The organism is Pseudomonas sp. F8002 (genome assembly GCF_013385495.1).
GTDB lineage: Bacteria > Pseudomonadota > Gammaproteobacteria > Pseudomonadales > Pseudomonadaceae > Aquipseudomonas.
The window spans coordinates 187076-208725 of record NZ_JACAPW010000003.1; the positions used below are offsets into that span (position 1 = coordinate 187076).

Below are 21650 nucleotides of genomic sequence, written 5' to 3' on the forward strand. Positions count from 1 at the left end.
ACGCATGGGGGCAATATGCCAGCGACTATAACGGGGGGGCGCATAGTCGCTTAAAGATTAAAAAGAACTTTGCTTATTCCAGTTTCTTGAAAAGCGCGCTGCCACACCTTGAGCAAAACGCTGCATTGGGCTCATGGCTGTTTTTCTTGCACACCGGGCAATCCGTTTGCAATTGCTCACCGCGCATGGCGTTGGCCAGTTCGGCGGTGAAGATCCCGGTGGGCACCGCGATGATCGAATAACCGGTGATCATCACCAGCGACGAAATCACCTGGCCCAGCGGGGTCTTCGGCACGATATCGCCAAAGCCCACGGTGGTCAGCGTCACGATTGCCCAGTAGATGCCCTTGGGAATGCTGGTAAAGCCGTGCTCCGGGCCTTCGATCACGTACATCAAGGTGCCGAACACCGTGACCAGGGTGCAGACGCTGACCAGGAACACCACGATTTTCTGCTTGCTGCCCCGCAGCGCCGACATCAGGTAGTTGGCCTGCTTGAGGTACGGGCCGAGCTTGAGCACGCGGAAAATCCGCAGCATCCGGATGATTCGGATAATCAGCAGGTACTGCGCGTCGCTGTAGTACAGCGCGAGGATCCCGGGCACGATCGCCAGCAAATCCACCAGCCCATAAAAGCTGAAGGCATAGCGCAACGGCTTGGGCGAGCAATACAGCCGCAGGCCGTACTCGATGGCGAAGATGATGGTGAAGCCCCACTCGATATAGGCCAGCACGTTGGCGTAGTTGTCGTGGACTGCCTGGATGCTGTCGAGGATCACGATCACCAGGCTGGCCAGGATGATCAGCAACAGGGTGCTGTCGAAGCGTCGGCCGGCCGGGGTGTCACTTTGGAAAACCATGACGTAGAGACGCTCACGCCAGTGCTTGTTGCTGTCCATGGAAGTCGCCTGAATCGAAGATCAGCGAAGCCTAGGGGGATTCGAAGGGGCTGTCCATGCGGGTTTTCTGCATCACCCGCTGACTGGCGCGCACCAGCCAGGTGGCGAGGATAAACGGCGCGGTCAGCGCGGGCAGATTGAGGCCGGTGAAGCCGGGCGTGAGGATGATCGCCAGCAGGATGCCGATCAGCGGCAGCCAGGGTTGGCGACGATGCTGGCTGAGGGCCAGGGCGGCCAGCGCCGGGTTATAGCTGTGCAGGCCGAGCAGGGCGCTGGCGGGCTCGTCCATCGACAGGGCGATCAACACGCCGAGGCTCGCGCCGGTCAGCGCCCACAAGGCCGCGCGGCGGCTGGCTATTAAAAGGCCGAGGGCGATCAGCAGGCCGGCGAGGGGTTGGTCCATCAGGATGACTTGGGCCAGACCTGTGAACGGCGCGCAGAGTAGCGCCCAGGTGCCGGGTTCGCTGGCGGCAAATGCGGCGGGCGCGGTGGTGCCCAGCAGCAGCCAGCCGAGTACCACAAACGGTGCGGTGTAGGCGGGCAGGTCATCGGGGTTGGCGGCGCGTTTGAGCCACTGGCGGGTGAGGATTGCGCTGAGGCCACCGCAGGCGAGAATCAACGGCGGCAGCAGTGCCGACCAGCTGAAGTGCTGGCTGATCAGCAAGCCGAGCAGCACGCCGTTGTAGCTATACAGACCGGCCTGGCGTTCGGCCTTGGGATAGCCGCGGCGTTGGGCGGTCAGCAAGCCGGCGACGCCGCCCAGCAGCGCGCCGCCGAGCAGGGCCGGGGCGCCGATCAGGATCGCCAGCAGGCAGAGCAGGCCACACAGCGGGTGGCGCTGCAGGAATATCTGGCTGAAGCCGTTGAGCAGGGCTTCGGCCCAGTCGGGGCAGGGTTGGTTGGGCATGATCAATAATCTGCAGGAAAGCACCGAATCTTGTGGCGAGGGAGCTTGCTCCCGCTGGGGCGCGCAGCGGCCCCAAAAGATGGGCCTGCTGCGCAGTCCAGCGGGAGCAAGCTTCCTCGCCACAGGGATTAGATCAATGTCTCGATCCGCAACGAATTGGTCGACCCTGGCTGCCCGAATGGCACCCCAGCAGTAATCACCAACGTATCCCCACGCTCCGCCATACCCTGTGCCTGGGCAATCTCCAACGCCGTGGAACACACCTCATCCACCTGCCGCAGCCGATCGTTCACCACCGAATGCACGCCCCACGCCACGCTCAAGCGTCGCGCCGTCGACAGGTTCGGTGTCAGGTTCAGAATCGGCACCGCCGGCCGTTCCCGCGCCGCCCGCAGGGTGGAGGTGCCCGACTCGCTGTAGTTCACCAGCACTGCCACCGGCAGGATGCTGCTGATACGGCGGATCGCACAGCTGATGGCGTCCGACACCGTGGCATCCGCCTTGGGCCGGCTGACATCCAGCTGGGTCTGGTAGTCCGGGCCGTTTTCCACCTGGCGAATGATCTTGCTCATCATCAGCACGGCCTCCAACGGGTATTCACCGGAAGCGGTTTCCGCCGACAGCATCACCGCGTCCGCCCCTTCCGCCACTGCGTTGGCCACGTCGGTGACCTCGGCACGGGTCGGCGCCGGGGAGAAGCGCATGGATTCAAGCATCTGCGTGGCCACCACCACCGGTTTACCCAACTGGCGGCACACACCAATGATGTCCTTCTGGATTTGCGGCACGCTTTCCGCCGGCACTTCCACCCCCAGGTCGCCTCTGGCAACCATGATCGCGTCGCTCAGCTCGGCGATTTCCTGCAGGCGCTGCACCGCCGAGGGCTTCTCGATCTTGGCCATCAGGAACGCCTTGTCGCCGATCAACTCGCGGGCTTCGCGGATGTCTTCCGGGCGTTGCACAAACGACAGCGCCACCCAGTCCACCCCCAGTTCCAGGCCGAAGTTCAGGTCGCGGCGGTCCTTGGCGGTCAGCGGGCTGAGCTCCAGCAATGCCTGGGGTACGTTCACGCCTTTGCGGTCCGACAGTTCGCCGCCATTGAGCACGGTGGTGTCGATGGCATCGGCGTGCTTGGTGATCACCCGCAGGCGCAGCTTGCCGTCGTCCAGCAGCAGGTCCATGCCGGGCTGCAGGGCCGCGATGATTTCCGGGTGGGGCAGGTTGACTCGCCGCTGATCACCGGGTGTCGGGTCCAGGTCCAGGCGCAGGGCCTGGCCGCGAATCAGTTGCACTTTTCCTTCGGCAAAACGCCCCACCCGCAGCTTCGGCCCTTGCAGGTCCATCAGGATGCCGAGGGGATAATTGAGCTGGCGCTCCACCTGGCGAATCCACTGGTAGCGTTGGGCGTGGTCGGCATGATCGCCATGGCTGAAGTTCAGGCGAAAGATATTCACCCCGGCTTCCACCAGCTCGCGGATGTCGTCGATGCTGTCGGTGGCCGGGCCCAGCGTGGCGAGGATCTTGACCTTCTTGTCAGGCGTCATGTTCAGGGGACTCTCTTTCAGGACTTTCAAGAATCAGAATGGCGCGGAAATCGTTGACGTTGGTGCGGGTCGGCTCGGTGATGATCAAGCCGTCGAGGGCCGCGAAGTAGCCGTAGCCATTGTTGTTGTCCAGCTCGTCACTGGCGCTCAAGCCCAGGGCTTCGGCGCGGGCGTAGCTGGTGGGCGTCATGATCGCGCCGGCGTTGTCTTCCGAGCCGTCGATGCCGTCGGTGTCACCCGCCAGGGCGTAGACGCCGGGCAGGCCCTTGAGGCTGTCGGTGAGGCTCAGCAGGAATTCGGCGTTGCGTCCGCCACGGCCATTGCCGCGTACGGTGACGGTGGTTTCGCCGCCGGAGAGGATCACGCAAGGCGCCGCCAGGGGTTGGCCGTGCTGGATGATTTGCCGGGCGATACCGGCGTGCACCTTGGCCACGTCCCGCGCTTCGCCTTCCAGGTCGCCGAGGATCAGCGGGCTGAAACCGGCCTGGCGGACTTTCACCGCCACCGCTTCCAGGGATTGCTGCGGACGGGCGATCAGTTGGAAATGGCTGCGGGCCAGCACCGGGTCCCCGGGCTTGACGGTTTCCGACTCCGGGCTTTGCAGCCAGGTGCGCACCGACGCCGGGATTTCAATCTGGTAGCGCTTGAGAATCGCCAGCGCCTGTTGCGAGGTACTGGGGTCGCCAACAGTGGGGCCGGAAGCGATGACCGTGGCCTGGTCGCCCGGTACATCGGAAATCGCGTAGGTGTAGACGGTGGCAGGCCAGCTTGCCTTGGCCAGGCGCCCGCCCTTGATCGCCGAGAGGTGCTTGCGCACGCAGTTCATCTCGCCAATGGTGGCGCCGGATTTGAGCAGGGCCTTGTTGATCGCTTGCTTGTCCGCCAGGGTGATGCCGGCGGCCGGAAGGGCGAGCAGTGCAGAGCCGCCGCCGGAGAGCAGGAAGATCACGCGGTCGTCTTCGCCCAGGTTGCTGATCAGCTCCAGCACACGCTTGGCCACGGCCTGGCCTGCGGCGTCCGGCACCGGGTGCGCGGCTTCGACCACCTCGATTTTCTTGCAGGGTGCGCCGTGGCCGTAGCGGGTGACCACCAGGCCCGAGACTTCGCCTTGCCAGCAGTTTTCCACCACCAGCGCCATGGCGGCGGCGGCTTTGCCGGCGCCGATCACGATGACACGGCCGCTGCGGTCGGCGGGCAGATAGGGTTCGAGGACTTGCCGGGGGTGGGCGGCGTCGATGGCTGTGGCAAACAGCTCGCGAAGCAGGTGTTGCGGATCGACCGACATAAGCGGGCTCCCGGGGATTCTTGTTATTAGGGGTGCATCAAATTCGATGTGAAATGCGGTCAAAAATGTGGGAGCGGGCTTGCTCGCGAAAGCGGTCTACCATTCGACATCCATGCTGACTGATACACCGCTTTCGCGAGCAAGCCCGCTCCCACATTCGATCGCATTTCAACGGGGGTTATTTATCGCGAATCGAAAAATTCGCCATATGTTCCAGGCCCTTGATCAGCGCCGAGTGGTCCCAGTTGCCGCCACCGATGGCGGTGCAGGTGCTGAACACCTGCTGCGTGCCGGCGGTGTTCGGCAGGTTGATCCCCAGCTCCTTGGCACCGGCCAGGGCCAGGTTCAGATCCTTCTGGTGCAGGTTGATGCGGAAGCCCGGATCGAAGGTGCCCTTGATCATGCGCTCGCCATGCACTTCGAGGATTTTCGACGAAGCAAACCCCCCCATCAGTGCTTCACGCACCTTGGCCGGGTCGGCGCCGTTCTTCGAGGCGAACAGCAGCGCTTCCGCCACCGCCTGGATGTTCAACGCAACGATGATCTGGTTGGCCACCTTGGCGGTCTGGCCATCGCCATTGCCGCCCACCAGGGTGATGTTCTTGCCCATGGCCTGGAACAGCGGCAGGGCGCGTTCGAAGGTGTGCGGGTCGCCGCCGATCATGATGCTCAGGGTGCCGGCCTTGGCACCGACTTCACCACCGGACACCGGGGCGTCGAGGTAACGTGCGCCGGTCTCGTTGATCTTCGCGGCGAAGGCCTTGGTGGCGGTGGGCGAGATCGAACTCATGTCGATCACCACTTTGTTCGGCCCAAGGCCTGCGGCAACGCCGTCGGCGCGGAACAGCACATCATCGACCTGCGGAGTGTCGGGCACCATGACGATGATGAATTCGGCTTCCTGGGCCACTTGCTGCGGGTTGGCCAGGGCCACCGCACCAGCGCTGATCAGTTCAGCCGGCGCCTTGCCGTGATGCTCGGAAAGAAACAGTTGGTGACCGGCCTTTTGCAGGTTGGCAGCCATGGGTTGGCCCATGATGCCGGTGCCGATAAATCCGATTTTAGCCATGACGAAAATCCTCTTATTGTTAGGTGTGCAGGCCTGGCGCGGCCTGCTAAACACAGGAGATCCACTGTGGGAGCGGGCTTGCTCGCGAATGGGGGCCGACATTCAGCATTGATGTCGACTGATCCACCGCTTTCGCGAGCAAGCCCGCTCCCACATTGGGTGCTGTGTTTGTTCAGTTAGATCGCGTTGTGGCTTTTGAGCCAACCCAAACCCGCTTCGGTGGTGGTCAACGGTTTGTACTCACAGCCGACCCAACCCTGATAACCGATGCGGTCCAAATGTTCGAACAGGAAGCGGTAGTTGATCTCACCGGTCCCCGGCTCGTTGCGCCCCGGGTTGTCCGCCAGCTGGATGTGGTTGATCTCACCCAGGTGCGCAGCCATGGTGCGGGCCAGGTCGCCTTCCATGATTTGCATGTGATAGATGTCGTATTGCAGGAACAGGTTGGCACTGCCTACCTGCTCGCGAATCGACAGGGCCTGCGCCGTGTTGTTCAGGTAGAAACCCGGAATGTCGCGGGTGTTGATCATCTCCATCACAAGCTTGATGCCCACCGCCTGCAACTTGTCGGCGGCGTACTTGAGGTTGGCGACGAAGGTTTTTTCAAGCGTCGCGTCATCCACGCCGGCAGGACGAATCCCCGCCAGGCAGTTGACCTGGGTATTGCCCAGTACCTGGGCGTAGGCGATGGCCAGGTTGACCCCGGCACGGAACTCCTCGACCCGGTCCGGGTGGCAGGCCAGGCCGCGTTCGCCCTTGGCCCAGTCACCGGCCGGCAGGTTGAACAGCACTTGGGTCAGGCCGTGGGCATCGAGTTGCGCCTTGATTTCAGCTGAGCTGAATTCATAGGGAAACAGGTATTCCACACCACTGAACCCCGCGTCGGCGGCGGCTTTGAAACGGGCAAGAAAGTCCTGTTCGGTAAACAGCATGGACAGGTTGGCGGCAAAACGCGGCATGGGGTTCTCCTTAATCGAGCAGTGAAATGGCAGTCGGCGCGTCGTTGCCCACCAGTGCCAGATCTTCGAATTCGTTGACGGCGTTGATCTCGGTGCCCATGGAAATATTGGTCACCCGCTCCAGAATAATCTCAACGATCACCGGAACCTTGAATTCTTCGATCATTTCCTGAGCCTTGCGCAGTGCCGGCTGGATCTGGCCCGGCTCGAACACCCGCAGGGCCTTGCAACCCAGGCCTTCGGCGACGGCCACGTGGTCGACGCCGTAACCGTTGAGTTCCGGTGCGTTGAGGTTGTCGAAGGACAGCTGCACGCAGTAGTCCATTTCAAACCCGCGCTGGGCCTGGCGGATCAGCCCCAGGTAGGAGTTGTTCACCACCACGTGGATGTACGGCAGCTTGAACTGTGCGCCCACGGCCAGCTCTTCGATCATGAACTGGAAGTCATAGTCGCCGGACAGTGCCACGACTTTGCGGGTCGGGTCCGCCTTGACCACACCCAGTGCCGCCGGAATGGTCCAGCCGAGCGGGCCGGCCTGGCCGCAGTTGATCCAGTGGCGTGGCTTGTAGACGTGCAGGAACTGCGCGCCGGCAATCTGCGACAGGCCGATGGTGCTGACGTAGCAGGTGTCTTTGCCGAACACCTGGTTCATCTCTTCGTACACCCGTTGCGGCTTGACCGGCACGTTGTCGAAGTGGGTCTTGCGGTGCAGGGTGGCCTTGCGCTGCTGGCAATCGTGGAGCCAGGCGCTGCGGTCCTTGAGCTTGCCGGCGGCTTTCCACTCGCGGGCCACTTCAATGAACATGGTCAATGCAGAGCCGGCGTCGGAAACGATGCCCAGGTCCGGGGTGAACACGCGGCCGATTTGCGTCGGCTCGATGTCCACGTGAATGAATTTTCGGCCCTCGGTGTACACCTCCACCGAACCGGTGTGACGGTTGGCCCAGCGGTTACCGATGCCCAGCACCACGTCCGATTTCAACATCGTGGCGTTGCCATAGCGGTGGGACGTTTGCAGGCCGACCATGCCCACCATCTGCGGGTGATCGTCCGGGATCGTGCCCCAGCCCATCAGGGTCGGGATCACCGGGATGCCGGTCAACTCGGCGAATTCCACCAGCAGTTCGCTGGCGTCGGCGTTGATCACGCCACCACCGCTCACCAGCAATGGGCGCTCGGCCTGGTCCAGCAGGGCCAGGGCTTTTTCCACCTGGATGCGGGTCGCCAAAGGCTTGGCCAGGGGCAGTGGTTGGTAGGCGTCGATGTCAAATTCGATCTCGGCCATTTGTACGTCGAATGGCAGGTCGATCAGCACCGGGCCGGGGCGACCGGAGCGCATTTCATAGAAGGCCTTCTGGAAGGCATACGGCACCTGGCCGGGTTCCAGGACGGTGGTCGCCCACTTGGTCACCGGCTTGACGATGCTGGTGATGTCGACAGCCTGGAAGTCTTCCTTGTGCATGCGTGCCCGTGGCGCCTGGCCGGTGATGCACAGGATCGGGATCGAGTCCGCCGAGGCGCTGTACAGGCCGGTAACCATGTCGGTGCCCGCCGGGCCCGAGGTGCCGATGCACACGCCGATATTGCCGGCCTTGGTGCGGGTGTAGCCCTCGGCCATGTGCGAGGCGCCTTCAACGTGGCGAGCAAGGACGTGATCGATGCCACCGACCTTCTGCAAGGCCGAATACAGCGGGTTGATCGCGGCGCCCGGGATACCGAAGGCGGTGTCGACCCCTTCACGGCGCATCACCAGGACAGCGGCTTCGATTGCTCTCATTTTGCTCATGGTTTTGGTGCCTCTTGCGTTTTGTAATTGTATACAAGTGGTGTTGGTCCGAAGTGTATTCACGGCGAGCGGGGCAGGTCAATCCATTTTCTTGGGTGGCCTTTACGTTCGTCGGAAGGCTTATGGACGGGAATATTTCGACGTGTGGTGCGTATGTTTCGAAATATTGTATACAAAAAATAAATCTATTGTGTTCTATTTGTTTGATCGAGCTTCTGATCAGACAGAGCCCCACGGCTTTCCCATAACAAGATAAGGACGGCACCCATGAGCGCTTTAACCTTGAAAGTCGCAGTCAACCTGGCCAGCCACGCCATCGCGGCAGGCCGCACCATTTCGGCGGCACCGCTGACCGTTGCGGTACTCGACAGCGGCGGGCATTTGATAACGTTGCAGCGCGAGGATGGCGCGAGCCTGCTGCGCCCGCAGATCGCGATTGGCAAGGCCTGGGGTGCGATAGCCCTGGGCAAGGGCTCGCGCTTGCTGGCGCTGGACGCACAGCAACGGCCGGCGTTTATTGCCGCGTTGAACAGCCTGGGGCAGGGCAGCGTGGTGCCGGCGCCGGGCGGGGTGTTGATCCGGGATCAGGCGGGTGTGGTGCTGGGCGCGATCGGGATCAGCGGGGATACGTCGGATATTGACGAGCAGTGTGCGATCAGTGCGATCGAGGGGTTGGGGTTGTTGGCGGATGCGGGGGTTACTGCTTGATGTGAGGTGACTGGTCGGGCCTCTTCGCGAGCAAGCCCGCTCCCACATTTGACTGCATTCCAAGGCTGGAACTCGGTCAAATGTGGGAGCGGGCTTGCTCGCGAAAGGGGCGACTTGGTCCCGGACCTAAACCCAAACCGCATCCCACAGCGGATAGTCGCCAATCCGCTCCACCAACCCTGCTCTTAATGGGTTGGCCACGACATACCGAGCCATCTTCACCAGGTCATCGTCCTTGCGCAGCGCACGATCATGAAAGCTGGTTTGCCATAGCCGCCCTTTGCGGCCCGTAACGCCATTAACGGTTCGAGTGCTTTTGGACTTCACCTGGCACATCAGGTCTCCCAATGAGCCTTTTTGCAGCTCAATCAACCAGTGAAAGTGGTCGGGCATGATCACCCAGGCCAGGGAGTTCGCCAGTCCTTGGTATTGGGCGAGCCGGAATTGCCAGACCACCAGCCGACCCAGGTAAAAGTCACTGAAGATTGGCACACGTTCGTGGGTATTGGTGGTGATCAGGTAAATACGGTTGGATTCGCTGAATCGCCCGATGCGCAGGCGATGTGAAGCAGCTGGATCAGGCATTCCTTTGCCTCTCTTCAGGTGGGGTTCTGAGAGGCTAGATCGGGGAATCTGGAGATGATGGTTTGGCTTTGTGCAGGATGTGTCTGGGAGGGCGCTTTCGCGAGCAAGCCCGCTCCCACATTGGATCTGCGGCGTTTAAACAATTTATGTCTGGCACAAATTCAAATGTGGGAGCGGGCTTGCTCGCGAATCTTGAAGACGCTGCGGTCTATCAGTCCCGCTCACACCCCTTAAGCACCAACCGAATAATCGTCTGCGCCGCCGCCTCATAATCCGCTTCATCCAACTTCGCCTTCCCGGTCACCGCCGAAATCTGCCAGTCAAAATCCGCATACGTCTGCGTCGCCGCCCAAATGCTGAACATCAGGTGATGCGGATCAATCGGCGCAATCAGCCCACGGTCCACCCAGCTCTGGATGCAGTCGATGTTGTGCTTGGCCTGGGCATTCAGCTGTTCCACCTGCTCGGGGCTCAAATGCGGGGCGCCGTGCATGATCTCACTGGCAAACACTTTCGAGGCAAACGGCAAATCCCGGGAGATGCAGATCTTCGAGCGGATGTACCCGCTCAGCACGGCCGAAGGGTCGCCATCAGGATTGAACGGTGTGGAGGCCGCCAGGATCGGCTCGATAATGCTTTCGAGCACCTCGCGATAGAGGTTGTCCTTGGACTTGAAGTAGTAGTAGACGTTGGGCTTGGGCAGCCCGGCCTTGGCGGCGATGTCGCTGGTTTTGGTCGCGGCGAAGCCCTTGTCGGCAAACTCCTCACTGGCAGCCCGCAGGATCAGTTCTTTGTTGCGCTCGCGAATGGTGCTCATAGACCAGGAGGTTCCTTGCCAAGACAGGCGGTCTGGCATGGTAGCACCGGCTTTGCGCAGGGCTCAAGAATCCCGCCGCAGCCCTTGCATGGCGGGGCGCCCAGCTGACTTTGTCTGTCTTGATGCTGAACGCATTCACGGTCGTACAGGCACAGCTCGAGCGCGCTGCTAGAGTTCAGGCAGCGAGCGGCCATTTAGCCTGGCCGCCCCTTCCTGTTTTCGGCGTTCGAGAGAGAAACCCGTGGAGAAAAGCAGACGACGTACGTTCGCCTGGGCCGTTGGCACGTTGTTACTGGTAGCGTTGTTGATTGCCCTGGGTTTGCACTTCTTTGCAGGCGGGCACAAAGGCCGGCCTCCCGCCACCGGCGAACCGGTAGCCGTGGTGCCGGTGGTGTTGCAGGACGTGCCGGTGTATATCGACGCCCTCGGCACCGTCACCCCCACCCGCAGTGTGACCGTGGTCACCCAGGTCGATGGCATCCTCAGCAGCGTGGAATTCAAGGAAGGCCAGCACGTCAGCAAGGGCCAGGTGATTGCGCGGATCGATGACCGTGCTCTCAAGGCCCAACTGGCCGTGGCCAAGGGTACCCTGGCCCACGACCAGGCTGTGTTGAGCAATGCCCAGCGCGATCTGGTGCGCTACCGCGAACTGGTCAAGGCCGGTTCTACCAGCCAGCAAACCGTCGACACCCAGGCGTCCTTGGTCCAGCAACAACTGGGCACCGTGGCCGCCGACCAGGGCAATGTGCAGAACCTTGAAGTGCAGGTCGGCTACTGCACCATCACTTCGCCGGTCGACGGTGTGGTGGGCCTGCGCCTGGTCGACCCCGGCAATTACGTCACCACCACCAGCACCACCGGCATCGTGGTGATTACCCAGATGAACCCGGCCACCGTGGTGTTCGCGGTCCCCGAGGACGACCTGGGCGCTATCAACCAGGCCCTGGGCCGTGGCGCCGTGACGGTGCTGGCCTACGACCGCAACAAGAAAGCCCTGCTGGCCACCGGCAGCCTGTTGGCCCTGGACAACCAGGTAGACACCTCCACCGGCACCATCAAGGTCAAGGCGCAGTTCGATGATTCGGGCAGTGCGCTGTTCCCCAACCAGTTCGTCAATGCGCGCCTGAAGGCCGACACCCTGGCCCAGGTTACCGTGGTGCCCACCCGGGCGATCCAGCATGGCAGCAAGGGCGATTTTGTGTTCGTGGTGAATGGCGACAAGGCCAGCCTGCGCAACATCAAGACCGGCCCATCGATGGGCGATGTGTCGGCGGTGCTCGAGAACGGCGTCAAGCCAGGCGAGCAGGTGATCACCGAAGGCGCCGACAAACTGGATGACGGTTCGGCCGTGAAGGTCGTCGCCCAGTGAGGAGCTGCCGAGCATGAACATTTCGCGGCCCTTTATCGAACGTCCCGTCGCCACCACCTTGATGATGGTCGCGGTGCTGTTGCTGGGCATGTTGGGGTATCACCTGTTGTCGGTGTCGGCGTTGCCTGAAGTCGACTACCCGACCATTCAGGTCTTCACCCAATACCCCGGCGCCAGCCCGGACGTGGTCAGCTCCTCGATCACCGCGCCGCTGGAGCGCCAGCTCGGCGAGATGCCGGGCCTCAAGTCCATGAACTCCACCAGCTCCGACGGCGCTTCGGTGGTGACCCTGCAATTCGACCTGTCGCTGTCCCTGGACGTGGCAGAGCAGGAAGTGCAGGCCGCGATCAACGCCGCCGGCACCTTCCTGCCGGCCAACCTGCCGTACCCACCGGTATACAGCAAGGTCAATCCGGCGGATGCGCCGGTGCTGACCCTGTCCCTGACCTCCGATGTGCTGCCACTGACCAAGGTCGAGGACCTGGCGGATACACGGCTGGCGCAGAAGATCTCGCAGATCACCGGCGTCGGCCTGGTGACCATCAGCGGCGGTCAGCGCCCGGCGGTGCGGGTCGAGGCGAATACCTCGGCGCTCAACAGCCTCGGCCTGTCCATCGATGACCTGCGCACCTCCCTCGGCACGGCCAACGTCAACCAGGCCAAGGGCAATATCGACGGCAAGTTCCAGGCGTATTCGATTGGTGCCAACGACCAGCTGCAATCGGCCGAGGAATACCGCGACCTGGTGATCGCCTATAAAAATGGCGCGCCGATTCGCCTGTCGCAGATCGCCACTTCCACCCAGGGCCCGGAGAACCCGCGCCAGGCTGCGTGGACCAACAGCACGCCGTCGATTGTGCTGAACATCCAGCGCCAGCCCGGCGCCAATGTGATTCAGGTGGTCGACCGCGTGCAGCAATTGCTGCCCAAGCTGCGGGCCAGTTTGCCGGGTACCTTGAAGGTCGATGTGCTGACCGACCGCACGCAAACCATCCGCGCCTCGGTCACCGATGTGCAGTACGAACTGGCGGTGGCGGTGCTGCTGGTGGTGATCGTGATTTTCATTTTCCTGCGCGACGTTGCGGCGACGGTTATTCCGGCAGTCACCGTGCCGCTGACGCTGGTGGGCACCCTGGCGGTGGCTTATGCGCTGGGCTTCTCCCTGAACAACCTGACACTGATGGCGCTGACTATCGCCATCGGATTCGTGGTGGACGACGCCATCGTGATGATCGAAAACATCACGCGCTATATCGAGGCGGGCGACTCGCCGCTGGAGGCGGCGCTCAAGGGGTCGGAGCAAATCGGTTTCACGATTATTTCGCTGTCGATTGCGCTGATTGCAGTGATGATCCCGCTGCTGTTCATGGGCGATGTGGTCGGCCGGCTGTTCCGCGAATTCGCCATGACCGTGGCCGTGACCATCGTTATCTCGGCGTTCATCTCCCTGACCCTCACGCCGATGATGTGCGCGCGGATGCTCAAGAATAAGCACCAGGAACGCCGCGCGGATTTCTTCGACCGCATCAACACCCACTACGTGCGTGGCCTTGACTGGGTGTTGGCGCACCGCACCTTGACCCTGATCTCGATAGCGCTCACCGCCGCGCTGACCCTGATGATTCTGGTGATCATGCCCAAGGGCTTTTTCCCCGACCAGGACACCGGCCTGATCCAGGGCATTTCCCAAGCCGCGCCGACCGTTTCGTTCCAGCAGATGCAGACCGAACAACAGCGCCTGGCCGCGCGAATCCTCAAGGACCCGGCGGTGCAAAGCCTGTCGTCCTTCGTCGGGATCGACCAGACCAACCCGACCATCAACCAGGGCAACCTGCTGATCAACCTCAAGCCCCGCGGCGAGCGTGACAGTGCCACCGAGGTGATCCGCCGGCTCTCCGATGCCAACGCCGACGACGCCGGGATCCGCCTGTACCTGCACTCGGTACAGGACCTGACCCTCGACGCCACGGTGTCCACCACCAGCTACCGCCTCGGCCTGCAAGCCACCGATCCGGACGAGCTGGAAACGTGGACCACCAAGCTGCTGGCGGCGATCAAGCAAGACCCGATGTTCACCGACGTGCAAAGCCAGGCGATGCAATTCGGCAATCAGATCCAGCTGACCTTTGACCGCGCCACCGCCTCGCGCCTCGGTATCACGCCCCAGGCGATTGACGATGTGCTGTATGACGCCTTCGGCCAGCGCCAGGTCTCGACGATCTACACCCAGCTCAACCAGTACCACGTGGTGATCGCCACCGACCATCCGCCGCGCAACTTGCCTGACCTGCTCACGGGGTTGTACGTGGACATTCCGGGTGGCGGCGTCGCGCCGCTGTCGAGCATGGCGACCATGCAGGTGGTGCGCACGCCCGTGACCATCAACCGCCTGGGTCAGTTTCCGTATGCCGACGTGTCGTTCAACCTTGCTCCGGGCCAGACCCTTGGCACGGCAGTGACGCGGCTCAAGGACATCGAGGCCAAGGTCGGCTTGCCGCTGTCGGTGCAGGCCAACCTGGAAGGTGCGGCGGCGACGTTCGAACAGTCGCTGTCCAACCAGGTGTTCCTGGTGGTGGCGGCGATTGTGGTGGTGTACCTGATGCTGGGGATTCTGTACGAGAGCTTCGTGCACCCGGTGACGATCCTTTCGACGCTGCTCTCGGCGGCGCTCGGGGCCTTGCTGGCGCTGCTGGTGACCGGCACGCAGTTCGACATTATCGGTTTGATTGGCATTGTGTTGCTGATCGGCATCGTGATGAAAAACGGCATCATGATGGTCGACTTTGCCCTGGAGTTATTACGCGAGGGCGGCCTGAGCCCCACGGCCGCGATCCGCCAGGCGGCAGAGTTGCGGTTCCGGCCGATCCTGATGACCAGCATGGCGTCGCTGTTCGGCGCGGTGCCGCTGGCGCTCGGTACGGGGATTGGTTCGGAGCTGCGTCACCCGCTGGGCATCGCGATTATCGGCGGGTTGTTGCTCAGTCAGTTGCTGACGCTGTTTTCCACGCCGGTGATCTTCCTCGCCATGCACGGCCTGGGGCAGCGCTTCAGCCGCCGCCCGGCTGAAGCGGTCTGATGGCAATGAACCTCAGCGCGCCGTTTGTTCGCCGCCCGATTGCAACCACCTTGATGGCGGCCGGCCTCGCGCTGTTTGGCGCGCTGGCCTTCATGCTGTTGCCGGTGGCGCCGTTGCCGGAGGTGGATTTCCCGACCATCAGCGTCAGCGCCTCGTTGCCCGGCGCCGATCCGACCACCGTCGCCAGTTCAGTGGCCACGCCCCTGGAGCGCCAGTTCGGGCAGATCGCCGGGGTCACGCAGATGACCTCGTCCAGCAGCTTGGGCTCGGCGCGGATCATTTTGCAGTTCGACCTGAATCGCGACATCGACGGCGCCGCGCGGGATGTGCAGGCGGCGATCAATGCCGCCCGCAGCAACCTGCCCAGCGACCTGTCCGGCAACCCGACGTACCGCAAGGTCAACCCGGCGGATTCGCCGATTCTGATCATCAGCCTGACCTCCGACAGCGCCACGCCGGGGCAGATGTATGACGTGGCCTCGACCCTGTTGGAGCAGAAGTTGTTGCAGACCACCGGGGTCGGTGACGTGACGGTGGGCGGCGGCGCGCTGCCGGCGGTGCGGGTGGAATTGAACCCCGATCGGCTCAACCAGTACGGCGTCAGCCTGGAGCAGGTGCGCCAGGTGATCAACGCCTCCAACGTCAACTTGCCCAAGGGCAACGTGGCCATCGGCGACCGTAACTACGGCATTGCGGCGAATGACCAGTTGCTCGATGAAAAGGACTACGGGCCGCTGGTGGTCAAGGCCCACAACGGCGACCTGATCCATATCGCCGACCTGGGCTACGTGCGCGAAGACGTGCAGGACCTGCGCAACTTCGGCCTGTCCAACGGCAAGCCGGCAGTATTGCTGGTGGTGTTCAAGCAGCCGGGCGCCAACGTGATCGAAACGGTGGACGCGGTGAAGGCCTCGCTGCCGTTCCTGCAAAGCTCGATTCCGGCGACGATCAAGCTCAACCTGCTGATGGACCGCACCACCACCATTCGCGCCTCGTTGCATGACGTCGAAATCACGTTGCTGGTGTCGATCCTGCTGGTGACCCTGGTGACCTTCGGCTTCTTCCGCGACTGGCGCAGCACCCTGGTGCCGGCGATTGTGGTGCCGCTGTCGCTGCTCGGCACCTTCGGCGCGATGTACTTCCTCGGCTACAGCCTGAACAACCTGTCACTCATGGCGCTGACGATTTCCACCGGCTTTGTGGTGGACGATGCGATTGTGGTGGTGGAAAACATCATGCGCCACCTGGAGCGCGGCAAGACCCGGGTGGAAGCGGCGCTGGCCGGTGCCCAGGAAGTCGGCTTCACGGTACTGACTATCAGCGTGTCGCTGGTGGCGGTGTTTATTCCGCTGCTGCTGATGGGCGGGATTGTCGGGCGCCTGTTCCGCGAGTTTTCGGTGTCGTTGTCGGTGGCCATTGTGATCTCGATGCTGATCTCGCTGACGGTTACACCGATGCTCGCCAGCGTGCTGCTGCGCGCGCCGAAAGCGATTCATGAAGGCAATGAACACCCGGACTCGCGCTTTCACCGCTTCTACGATCGCACCCTCGGTTGGGTGATCGACCATACGGTGCTGATGGGTTTTGTGACGGTGTTGGTGATCGTGCTCGCCGGCGTGTTGTACGTGCTGGTGCCCAAGGGTTTTTTCCCCCAGGAAGACACCGGGCGCTTGCAGGGTAGCATCCTGGCGAACCAGAGCATTTCCTATGGGGCGATGCAGAAGGACTTCACCGAGATCAACCGCAAGGTGATGAAAAACCCGAACATCGAAACCGTCGCCGGGTTTGTCGGCGGTGGCGGAGGGGGCGGCGGGGCGGTCAACAGCGCGCAGATGTTTGTATTGCTCAAGCCCTTGGGCGAGCGCAAGGACAACGCCACCGAAATCATCGGCCAGATCCGCCGCAGCCTCGGCGACTTGCCGGGCACCAAGCTGTATTTGCAGTCGGCCCAGGACATCACCGTGGGTGGCCGGCAAAGTGGCGCGCAATACCAATACACCCTGACCGCCGATGACCAGGAGTCGCTGGACGAATGGGTGCCCAAGGTGGTGGCGGTGCTGCGCAAATTGCCGCAACTCACCGACCTCAATACCGACCAGCAAGACAACAGCTTGCTGGCCAATGTGCAAATCAACCGGGATACGGCGGCGCGCCTCGGGGTGAGTGTCTCGGCGGTCGACCAGACGCTGTACGACGCCTTTGGCCAGCGCCAGGTCGCGACCCTGTATCGCGCGGCCAACCAGTACCACGTGGTGATGGAAATCGCGCCGGAATACTGGACCGACCCTTCCGCGCTCAAGGGCATTTATGTGCCGACGGGCACCCAGGCCACGACCACCAAGGGCACCACGGCGGCGCCCAACCTGACCACCGGGCAGACCCTGGTGCCACTCTCGGCACTGGCGGATAACACGGTGGCGCGCACTGCAATTTCCATCAGTCACCAGGGCACGTTCCCGGCGGTGACAGTCTCGTTCAACCTGGCGCCCGGCACGTCCATCGGCCAGGCCACGGCGATGGTGGACGATGCGGTGAAGCAACTGCGCATGCCCGCCAGTGTGGTCGGCCAGTTTGCCGGTACGGCCCAGGTGTTCCAGTCGTCGGTGGCCAGTGAGCCGCTGCTGATCGTCGCTGCGTTGCTGTGCGTGTATATCGTGCTGGGCATCCTCTACGAAAACCTGACGCACCCGCTGACCATTCTTTCGACCTTGCCCTCGGCCGGCGTCGGTGCGTTGATCGCCTTGCTGCTGACCGGCACCGAGCTGTCGATCATTGCGCTGGTGGGGGTGATTCTGTTGATTGGCATCGTGAAGAAAAACGCGATCATGATGATCGACTTCGCGATCACCGAGCGGCGGGAGTTCGGCCTCACGGCCAAGGAAGCGATTCGCCGGGCGTGCCTGATCCGTTTCCGGCCGATCATGATGACCACCCTGGCGGCGATCCTTGGCGCGCTGCCGCTGGTGCTCGGCACCGGCTACGGTTCGGAGCTGCGCCGGCCGTTGGGGATTTCGATTATTGGTGGCCTGCTGTTCAGCCAGGTGCTGACGCTGTACACCACCCCGGTGATCTACCTGTGGCTCGACCGGGCGTCACAGCGCCTGGGTCGGCGTAAGGAAGCAAGGTTATGAACGTGAAATACAGCGTGCTTTGCATCAGCCTGCTGCTCGGCGGCTGCATGGTCGGGCCCGATTACCAGAAGCCCGCCATGGAGCTGCCGCAGTCGTTCAAGGAAGGCGCGCAGTGGCAGCGCGCGGCGGCTAACCCCCAAGGGGCGATGGACAGCCAGTGGTGGCTGGCTTATCAGGACCCGGTGCTGAACGATTTGGTGGCGCGCTCGGCCAAGGCCAACCAGTCGATCATCGCGGCGGAGGCGGCTTATCGTCTGGCCCAGGCGCAGGTGGCGTCCAGCCGGGCCGGTTTGTGGCCGACGGTGGGCGTAGGGTTGTCGGGTTCGCGGGGAACGGCGGGCAGCGGCAGCGGTACGTCCACCACCGGCACCACGACGGGCGGCGTCGCGAACAGCGTCAGCGCAACCTTGACCGCCAGTTGGGAGCCGGACCTGTGGGGCCTGGTGCGGCGCGGGATAGAGTCCAGCCAGGCGACGGCCCAGCAATCGGATGCGTTGCTGGCCGGGGTGCGGCTGTCCATCAGTTCCAGCGTGGCGAGTAACTACCTCGCCCTGCGGCAGATGGACATCGACGTGCGCCTGTTGCAGCAACAACAGAAGATCAACCAGCAACTGCTGGACATGATCCAGGTGCAGTTCACCCAGGGCGTCGCCACCAACGACCAGTTGCTGGTGGCGCAGGACCAGTTGACCACCTCGATTGCCGACTTGCAGACCTCCCTGCGCGACCGCGAGCAATACGAACATGCGCTGGCGGTGCTGGTGGGCGTGGCGCCGAGTGAGTTTGCCGTGGCTGTGCGGGAGGACTACAACTTCGTCCTGCCGCGCCCCCCTTTGACCTTGCCTTCAACCTTGCTGCAACGGCGTCCCGATGTGGTCGCGGCGGAGCGTTCAGCAGCGGCGGCCAACGCGAAAATCGGCGTGGCTGAAGCCGCATTCTTCCCGACCCTGGACCTCACCGCTGAGGCCGGCTATCGGGGCAGTGCCCTTGGCGGGCTATTCTCGCTGCCCAATCGCATCTGGACCCTGGGCCCGGCCCTGGCGGAAACCCTGTTCGACGGCGGCGCCCGTGAAGCGGCGGTCAGGCAGGCCGAGGCCAGCTACGACCAGATCGCCGCCAACTACCGGGGCACCGTGCTCAGCGCCTTGCAGAACGTCGAAGACAACCTCTCGGCGATCAACCATCTGCAAACCCAGGCCGATGCGTTCCAGCAGGTCTATCAGCGCAACCAGCAACTGTTCGGCAGCCAGGAAGCGCAGCTGCGCGCCGGCACTGTCAGCCAGGAGGCCGTGCTGACCCAGCAACTGGTGTTGCTGCAAGCCGAGCAGAATCTTCGCGACACCCAGGGCCAGCTCAGCCAGGGGAGTGTGGCGTTGATCCAGAGCCTGGGTGGTGGTTGGCAGGTCAATGACGACTGACTGACTCACTTAGTCAGGCAATGCGCGATAGCCGTTTTGACTGAAATCGATAAGGGCGCTGGCTTCTGTGTTTGGATTGGTTCCGGTTCGCGAGAATCCCGTCAGATGATCCGGGCCGATGTTGTCATAGCCCTCGTCAAGCCTGTGGAAGCCGGGGTGTGCGTCTATGTAATTGGCGACTGAGGATATGTTGTAAGCCGCGTCTGCACGAGAATCGTCGTCTTTATTGTCTTCTGTCCAGTCCCCGGTAAGTGCCTTGAGATTGTTTAAGATGCTGTCCCGGTAGGGGTGTTCTGCAAGGGATTCGACAAAGCGGTTGACGATAGGGTTGGCGTTAAAAATCTGTTCTGCACTTCGTGTATCCCCATTTGGTCTACCGGTGGGGTAAACCGGTTTGTTTGTTGTGATCTTTTCATTATCTGAGGCGAGCGGTGTTCCGTGGTTATCGAGCACCGCGTAGCCTTCCTCGCTGAATTTTTTCAGCAGGGCTGCCTCCGAGTTCTCATCTATCGTGACCTCATCAAAGGGTGGCGGTAGGGGAGACTCATATTCGCCCTCTATTCTTCCGTTACCTTTCGTGTTGTCGGTCCGGGCGGACTCCTTCACGTTGATTCCGTCTATGTAGTTGAACACGCGTGCGGCGTTATACGCCGCGTCGGCGCGCTTTTGCGGGTCGGGGTTGTTACTCGTCCAGTCGCCCAGATGCTTGTAAAGGTTTTCCTTGGGGATCGACGACGGCAGGTTATTAAAAATACGATTCGCGGTGATGATTTGCTCTGCTGTCCTGTGGTCACCCTGTGGTCGGCCGGTTGCCTGGTCAGGCGCGAAGAAGATGTCTTTTTCCGTCTGGGTAAGTGCCGGCTCTTGCTTCATCTCTGAGCTGCGGCAAGATCCTTTATTGCCTGTTATTGGCTCTTCTCTATTGGGTGCTATATGGGTGATTACGGGTTTTGTGATTAGCATCAGGCTTCCATCCAATAAGTTGTGCGGTTTCAAGGGGGCGGATTGGCATAAAACACTTATGAGTGGTCCGGACCGTGCTCCGGGTTCCGTGCCCGTCAGTTGCAACGGTGGGTTAGCGCCGCAGCACTGAACGGCTCGCTAACCCGGTGTCCGCCGCGTTATTCTCGGCACACTTTGAATCACGGGAAGCCTGAGCCATGGCAGGAAGCAGTTTGCTGGTATTGATCGACGACATTGCCGCGGTGCTCGACGATGTGGCGTTGATGACCAAGATGGCTGCGAAGAAAACCGCCGGCGTGCTGGGGGACGACCTGGCGCTGAATGCCCAGCAAGTCTCCGGGGTGCGCGCCGAGCGGGAAATTCCGGTGGTGTGGGCGGTGGCCAAGGGCTCGTTCGTCAACAAGCTGATTTTGGTGCCGGCTGCGTTGCTGATCAGCGCATTTGCGCCGTGGGCGGTGACGCCGCTGTTGATGCTGGGCGGCGCTTATTTGTGTTTTGAGGGCTTCGAAAAACTCGCCCATAGCTTCTTCCACAAGCGCACCGAAGAACAGGCGCACCTGGTGGAAGCCGTGGCGGATCCGGCCACGGACCTGGTGGCTTTCGAGAAGGACAAGATCAAGGGCGCGATCCGTACCGATTTCATCCTCTCCGCCGAAATCATCGCCATCACCCTCGGCACCGTGGCCGATGCGCCGCTGATGCAGCAAGTGATCGTGCTGTCGGGTATCGCCATCGTCATGACCATCGGCGTCTACGGCCTGGTGGCCGGTATCGTCAAACTCGATGACCTGGGCCTGTGGCTCACCCAGAAGCCCGGCCAGGCGGCGCGCAGCATTGGCGGGACGATCCTGCGGGCGGCGCCGTACATGATGAAAAGCCTGTCGGTGATCGGTACGGCGGCGATGTTCATGGTGGGCGGTGGCATCCTGACCCATGGTGTGCCGGTGGTGCATCATTGGATCGAGACCGTGAGCCAGAGTACTGGCGGCCTGGCGTGGTTGATGCCGACGTTGCTCAATGCTGTGGCGGGGATCATTGCCGGGGCCGTGGTGTTGGCGGTTGCCAGCGTGGTGGGTAACCTCTGGAAGCGGGTGAGGGCATAGGCATTTGATCGAGCGACGACAATTCAGCGGGG

16 protein-coding genes are annotated in these 21650 nt (G+C 62.3%); 6 read left to right on the top strand and 10 right to left on the bottom strand.

The features are described 5' to 3' along the window. Positions 1 to 73: 73 nt before the first annotated feature. The 7 genes from HX811_RS05945 to gcl form a co-directional block, all read right to left on the bottom strand. Positions 74 to 898, bottom strand: a complete 825-nt coding sequence (locus tag HX811_RS05945; protein ID WP_008434745.1) for an ion transporter — start codon at positions 896 to 898, stop codon at positions 74 to 76. 31 nt (positions 899 to 929) lie between these two features. Next, positions 930 to 1805, bottom strand: a complete 876-nt coding sequence (locus HX811_RS05950) for an urea transporter (protein WP_177045191.1) — start codon at positions 1803 to 1805, stop codon at positions 930 to 932. Positions 1806 to 1933: 128 nt separating this feature from the next. Beyond that, on the bottom strand, positions 1934 to 3349 hold the full coding sequence (pyk, locus tag HX811_RS05955) for a pyruvate kinase (protein WP_177045193.1): 1416 nt from the start codon (positions 3347 to 3349) through the stop codon (positions 1934 to 1936). Then, entirely contained in the window at positions 3339 to 4634 is a 1296-nt protein-coding gene (locus tag HX811_RS05960) for a glycerate kinase (RefSeq protein ID WP_003210596.1), read from the bottom strand. The genes pyk and HX811_RS05960 overlap by 11 nt, the downstream gene beginning before the upstream one ends. 178 nt (positions 4635 to 4812) lie before the next feature. Continuing rightward, positions 4813 to 5703 (bottom strand): 2-hydroxy-3-oxopropionate reductase, encoded by an 891-nt coding sequence (locus HX811_RS05965; protein WP_003210595.1) that lies wholly within the window; start codon positions 5701 to 5703, stop codon positions 4813 to 4815. A 176-nt stretch (positions 5704 to 5879) separates the two neighbouring features. Continuing rightward, positions 5880 to 6662: a hydroxypyruvate isomerase gene (gene hyi / locus HX811_RS05970; protein ID WP_003210594.1), complete on the bottom strand. Its 783-nt coding sequence runs from the start codon at positions 6660 to 6662 to the stop codon at positions 5880 to 5882. A gap of 10 nt (positions 6663 to 6672) precedes the next feature. Further along, positions 6673 to 8448, bottom strand: a complete 1776-nt coding sequence (gene gcl, locus HX811_RS05975) for a glyoxylate carboligase (protein ID WP_063028181.1) — start codon at positions 8446 to 8448, stop codon at positions 6673 to 6675. 267 nt (positions 8449 to 8715) lie between these two features. Here gcl and HX811_RS05980 point away from each other — a divergent pair, with 267 nt between their 5' ends. Next, entirely contained in the window at positions 8716 to 9156 is a 441-nt protein-coding gene (locus HX811_RS05980; protein WP_003210592.1) for a heme-binding protein, read from the top strand. A 126-nt stretch (positions 9157 to 9282) separates the two neighbouring features. Here HX811_RS05980 and HX811_RS05985 read toward each other — a convergent pair whose 3' ends face one another. Continuing rightward, entirely contained in the window at positions 9283 to 9741 is a 459-nt protein-coding gene (locus tag HX811_RS05985) for a transposase (RefSeq protein ID WP_177045195.1), read from the bottom strand. Positions 9742 to 9952: 211 nt separating this feature from the next. Then, positions 9953 to 10558, bottom strand: a complete 606-nt coding sequence (locus tag HX811_RS05990) for a TetR/AcrR family transcriptional regulator (RefSeq protein ID WP_003210590.1) — start codon at positions 10556 to 10558, stop codon at positions 9953 to 9955. 241 nt (positions 10559 to 10799) lie between these two features. On the opposite strand from HX811_RS05990, the gene HX811_RS05995 reads away from it, so the two are divergent. Genes HX811_RS05995 through HX811_RS06010 form a run of 4 tightly spaced genes read left to right on the top strand, consistent with a single transcriptional unit; the run spans position 10800 to position 19552 of the window. Further along, a complete protein-coding gene (locus HX811_RS05995) occupies positions 10800 to 11927 on the top strand; it encodes an efflux RND transporter periplasmic adaptor subunit (protein WP_177045197.1) in 1128 nt (375 codons plus the stop codon). 13 nt (positions 11928 to 11940) lie between these two features. Then, positions 11941 to 15003 carry an efflux RND transporter permease subunit gene (locus HX811_RS06000; protein WP_177045199.1) on the top strand — a complete coding sequence of 1021 codons (3063 nt, stop codon included), beginning with the start codon at positions 11941 to 11943 and terminating at the stop codon, positions 15001 to 15003. Positions 15004 to 15008: 5 nt separating this feature from the next. Then, positions 15009 to 18134: an efflux RND transporter permease subunit gene (locus HX811_RS06005; protein ID WP_043226017.1), complete on the top strand. Its 3126-nt coding sequence runs from the start codon at positions 15009 to 15011 to the stop codon at positions 18132 to 18134. Next, positions 18131 to 19552: an efflux transporter outer membrane subunit gene (locus HX811_RS06010; RefSeq protein WP_177045201.1), complete on the top strand. Its 1422-nt coding sequence runs from the start codon at positions 18131 to 18133 to the stop codon at positions 19550 to 19552. Before HX811_RS06005 ends, HX811_RS06010 begins: the two co-directional genes overlap by 4 nt. A 9-nt stretch (positions 19553 to 19561) precedes the next feature. Here HX811_RS06010 and HX811_RS06015 read toward each other — a convergent pair whose 3' ends face one another. Further along, positions 19562 to 20515 (bottom strand): hypothetical protein, encoded by a 954-nt coding sequence (locus HX811_RS06015; protein WP_177045203.1) that lies wholly within the window; start codon positions 20513 to 20515, stop codon positions 19562 to 19564. Between the two features lie 197 nt (positions 20516 to 20712). Here HX811_RS06015 and HX811_RS06020 point away from each other — a divergent pair, with 197 nt between their 5' ends. Continuing rightward, positions 20713 to 21618 carry a DUF808 domain-containing protein gene (locus HX811_RS06020; protein ID WP_177045205.1) on the top strand — a complete coding sequence of 302 codons (906 nt, stop codon included), beginning with the start codon at positions 20713 to 20715 and terminating at the stop codon, positions 21616 to 21618. Positions 21619 to 21650 lie beyond the last annotated feature (32 nt).